Here is a 4,393-nt window from a genome sequence, read left to right as displayed (position 1 = left end):
GGTCGCGGCGGCCGCGGCGGCCGTGGCGCGACCCCCGGCGGCAAGGGCGGCGCCCCGCGCCGGGGCGGCAGGCCGAAGCGGCGCGGCTGACGCGTGCCTCCCCGGGGTCAGGCCGTCACGATGTCCTCGGCGTCCTCGGCGTCCTCGGCGTCCTCGGCCACGAATGCCTCCACGAACTCCCGCGTGCGACGGTCGAAAGCCGCGTACTGCGCCTCCCGCTCCGCGCCCGTGATCGCGTCGCCGACCAGGAGATTGCCCTCGGCGTCGACGCGCTGAGGGCGTTCCTCCGCGTCGGTGAGCAGGCCGACGGTGGAGCGGGAGAAGCCGCAGTAGGAGGCGATGCCCTCGTTCAGGCCGGTCTCGAGGAAGCTCCGCATGCCCGCCACGACCGGATCGTCGGCAGTGGCGCCGGCCAGGCCCAGCCACAGGATGCGCTTGCCGGCGAGGCGGGGCCTGCTGCGGCCGTAGGCGAACCCGTAGTTCCACACGCGGTCGATCCAGCCCTTGAGCAGGGCGGGCACGCTCTGCCAGTACACCGGGAAGACGGCGACGACGGCATCGGCGTCGAGGATGCGCCGCATGTGGGTGTGCACCTCTTCCGAGTACCTCTTCTCCCGGTTGCCCCAGTCCGGCTGGTCCGCCACGTTCATCCGGGGGTCGAACCCCTCGGCGTGCAGGTCGAGCAGGTCGACGCGGTAGCCGGCGGTCTCGAGCCGCGCGGCGGCACGGCGGGCCGTGTGCGCGGTGAGGGAATCGGTGCGGTGGTGCGCGACGACGACGAGGGCTGTCCTGGCGCGGCTGTCGTGCTGCCTCACGGTGTCTCCCGGTTGGTCTCGGTCGGTCCGGGCCGGTCTCGGTCGGTCCGGTGTACGAGTCCAGTTCAGCCGCGACGACGTAGATGATCCATGGGAGAACCGCTCCGAAACATAGGAGATCGTCTACGGTCCTTCCATGGATCCTCTGAGTTCGCTGCTGAGCGGCATCCGGGCCGAGGGGTCGGTCGTCAGCCACGTCGTCCTCGCGGTGCCCTGGGCCGTCCGCTTCGCCGACATCGCGCCACTCACCATGATCAGCGTGCTGCGGGGCGGGGGCGTCCTGCTGCTGCCCGACGGAACGGAGCGAGCGGTCGGCGCGGGTCACACCGCCGTCGTGCGCGGCCCCGGACCGTTCCACCTCGTGGACCACCCCACCACCCTGGACGGCTCCCACGCCGCGTACGAGATCGCCTGTTTCACCGAGAGCCCCGGGTGCGGTGCCCAGGAACTCGGCGGTATCCGGTGGGGAGCCGACTCGCCGGAGGCGACCGCGCTGATCGTGGGCGCCTACCGCGCCTCGGGACACCGCCACGAGCGGCTCCTGCGGGCCCTGCCGCCCGTTCTGGTGGTCGAGGAGGACGCCGAGGTCTGCGCCTGGCTGGAGACGGCCGCCGCCGACGCCGCCCGTCTCCCGGCCGGTTCGCAGGCGCTGATGGACCGGCTCCTCGACTGGGCCCTGGTGTGCACGTTGCGCAGCTGGTTCGACAAGGCGGGCGCCGACGCGCCCAGCTGGTACCGGGGCCTCACCGACCCGGTCCTCGCGCCCGCCCTGCGGTCCTTCCACGACCGGCCCGCCGACCCCTGGACGGTGGCCTCCCTGGCCGCTCGGGCCGGCGTCTCCCGGGCGCTGTTCGCCAAGCGCTTCACCCGCCTGATGGGCCGCCCGCCCCTCGCCTACGTCACCGAATGCCGCATGGACGAGGCGGAGGCGCTGCTGTCCGACACCGACCTCGGCATGGCGCAGATCGCCAGGTCCGTCGGCTATGCCGACGCCTTCGGCTTCAGCGCCGCGTTCAAGCGCCACAAGGGCCGAAGCCCCAGCGCCTGTCGCGCCGCGGCGGCCGTGGCGGCCGTGGCGGCGTCCGGTCCTCCCGCGCCGGGGTAGACGGGCGGTGCGGCGGGCGGGAGGCACGGGCGCTGCGCGTCCTCGCCCGCTCGCGCCCCTGCCGGGCCCGCGGGGCTCATCCCTCCGGGGCGGGACGCACGGTCGCCGTCAGCGAGCGGCGACCGTGCGCCCCACGGACTCCACCAGCGGGAGCAGGCGGTACGGCACCCGTTCCCGCAGCGCCACCTCCGTGCGGGTGCGCACGACCCCCGGCAGGCCGATCAGCTTCTGGATCACGTCCTCCAGGTGACCGTTGTCCCGCGCCACCACCCGGGTCAGCAGGTCGCCGCCGCCGGTGATGGAGAAGGCCTCGACGATCTCCGGCACGGCCGCCAGCTCGTCGCCCACCTCGTCGAGGTGCCCCTGCGTCACCTCGATGTGGACGAACGCCAGCACCGGATGCCCCAGCGCGGCCGGCGAGAGGCTCGGGCCGCTGCCGGTGATCACCCCCCGGCGCTCCAGCTGGTCCAGCCGGGCCTGCAGGGTGCCCCGGGCCACCCCGAGGAGGCGCGCGTACTCGCGCGCGCTGGTGCGCGGCTGCTCCAGCAGCAGCCGCAGGATGCGGGTGTCGAGCTCGTCCACGGACATGGCCGCCGACTGTACCAACGGCCCGGTCCACCGCCCTTCCGCCGTGCCGTCGGACCAGTGGTCCGATGGCCCCTCCGGGACCGGAATCCACGCGCGAGCGCTGGGCCAATGGCCCAGTGATGAACGGAGCGGTTGAGCCATATCCGTCCCGCATGGTGAAATGGTCGGGTCAATGGCGCTGTGGATCTCCGCGGCGTCTTTTTTGTGCCGCTTTTCAAGGCGCCGGTTAGGCCGGGCAGCCGCCGGGACGGCGTCGAGGAGGGTGAGACCTTGGTCCTTACACAGTGCTCGGTCGCGATGCGGCGGTCGGTCGCGGCACGGTGGACGCCGTGGCTCCGGAAGGCGCTGGTGCCGCCGGCCGACCCCGGGCGGATCCGGCTGCGGTTCGCCTCGCGAGGCGTGCTCGGCATCGCCCTGGCCGTCGCGGTCTGCGGTCTGCTCGGCCACGGCGTCGCGGGCATGGCCACCGGCGGCCTCGCCGCCCTGCTGGCCCTGTTCACGGTCACCGACCCGACGGTGCGCGGCCAGGCCGTCACCGTCGCGCTGCTGCCGGTCGTGGGCCTGCCCGCGCTGACGGCGGCGGTGCTGCTGCGGGGTGACCCGGTGGCCGCCGGAGTGGTCTTCGTGGCCATCGGCGGCCTCGGCGTGTACGCGCGCCGCTGGGGGCCGCGCGGCCACACCCTGGGCGCCTTCGCCTTCATGTGCTACTTCGTCGCCCAGTTCGCCCGGCCCACGACCGGCATGCTGCCGTCCCTCTGCGGGGACGTCCTGGTCTCCGTCGCCGTCGCCGCCGCGGTCCGCTTCGGCCTGTGGTGCTACGAACGCCGCTTCCCGCTGCCCGTGCCGCCGGCGCCGCCCACCGGAGGCACCGGCCTGCGCCGCATCACCACCCGGCAGGCGCTCCAGGTGACCGCCGGCTGCCTCTTCGCCCTCCCGGTGGGCCACCTGCTCTCCGAGGAGCGCTGGTACTGGGCGGTCGGAGCCACCTGGTGGATCTTCGTCAACGTCACCTCCCGCGGGGAGACCGCCGTCCGGGCCTTCCGGCGGGTGCTGGGCACCTGCGCCGGCGCGCTCCTCGGCGTCGTGCTCACGCTGCCGCTGCACGGCGAGCCCGTCCCCTCCGCCGTCGTCGCGGCCGTCGCCACCTTCGGGATCTTCTACACGGCGCAGACCTCCTACACCTGGATGATGCTGTCGGTGACCGTGCTCGCCCAGACCCTGTACGGCCTCGTGGGCCTGCTCGACGGCGGCCTGCTGGTGCTCAGGGTCGCCGAGACGCTGGTCGGGGCGGCCGGGGCCTGGCTGGCCGTGCTGCTGGTGCTGCCGGTCACCACCCACGCCTTCAACGACGCCTGGATCCGGCGCGCCGTCCGCTGCGTGCACGCCTGCACCACCGAGGCGGCGGCCCGGCTGGCGGGCGACCCCGACGCCGACCCGGCGCCCCGGGTGGCCGAACTGGAGGCGCTGCTGGCCCAGGTGCGCAAGACCGTGGCGCCGCTGGTCCACCCGCTGTATCCGGGCAGGGCGCGCAGGCAGCGGGCCCGCCGGGTGCTGGTGCTGCTCGACGAGTGCGCCCGCGAGGTCCGCGCGCTGGTCTCCGTCGCAGCCGACCCGGAGGCCTCCCACGACGCCCGGCTGGCCGCGGCCTGCTGGCGGGTGGAGGCGGCCGTGGAGGCGCTCACCGCGCCGGCCGCCGGACCGTCCCCGGACACCGGCGGCCGGGAACCGGCCGCCGACGGCGCGCTGGCGCACCTGCACGGCGTGGAGCGGGCCCTGGTCGCCCTGGCCGAGCCGCTGCGGGCCTCCGCGTCCGCCGCGGCGTCCGTGCCGGCCAGGGCCTGACCGGGGCCGGGAGACGGCCCGCGGCGCCGGGCGGCGCCGGGCG

The 4,393-nt window shown here is 75.0% G+C and carries 4 protein-coding genes; 2 read left to right on the top strand and 2 right to left on the bottom strand.

The annotated features are described in order from the left end of the window. Positions 1-107: 107 nt before the first annotated feature. On the bottom strand, positions 108-815 hold the full coding sequence (locus A2U95_RS02625; protein WP_166020621.1) for an NAD(P)H oxidoreductase: 708 nt from the start codon (positions 813-815) through the stop codon (positions 108-110). Between the two features lie 136 nt (positions 816-951). Here A2U95_RS02625 and A2U95_RS02620 point away from each other — a divergent pair, with 136 nt between their 5' ends. After that, complete coding sequence (locus A2U95_RS02620; RefSeq protein ID WP_166020620.1) at positions 952-1,920, top strand: AraC family transcriptional regulator; 969 nt, start codon at positions 952-954, stop codon at positions 1,918-1,920. Positions 1,921-2,028: 108 nt separating this feature from the next. On the opposite strand, the gene A2U95_RS02615 is transcribed toward A2U95_RS02620, so the two are convergent. After that, positions 2,029-2,508, bottom strand: coding sequence for an Lrp/AsnC family transcriptional regulator (locus A2U95_RS02615; protein ID WP_166020619.1), 480 nt, complete (start codon positions 2,506-2,508; stop codon positions 2,029-2,031). 297 nt (positions 2,509-2,805) lie between these two features. On the opposite strand from A2U95_RS02615, the gene A2U95_RS02610 reads away from it, so the two are divergent. Beyond that, positions 2,806-4,350, top strand: coding sequence for an FUSC family protein (locus A2U95_RS02610; protein WP_166024730.1), 1,545 nt, complete (start codon positions 2,806-2,808; stop codon positions 4,348-4,350). Positions 4,351-4,393 lie beyond the last annotated feature (43 nt).

Origin of the sequence: Streptomyces chilikensis, assembly GCF_001642695.1 — a bacterium.
In the GTDB taxonomy this organism is placed as follows: Bacteria; Actinomycetota; Actinomycetes; order Streptomycetales; family Streptomycetaceae; genus Streptomyces; species Streptomyces chilikensis.
Note: the sequence above shows the minus strand (reverse complement) of the source record. Positions and strands in the feature narration are given on the sequence as shown.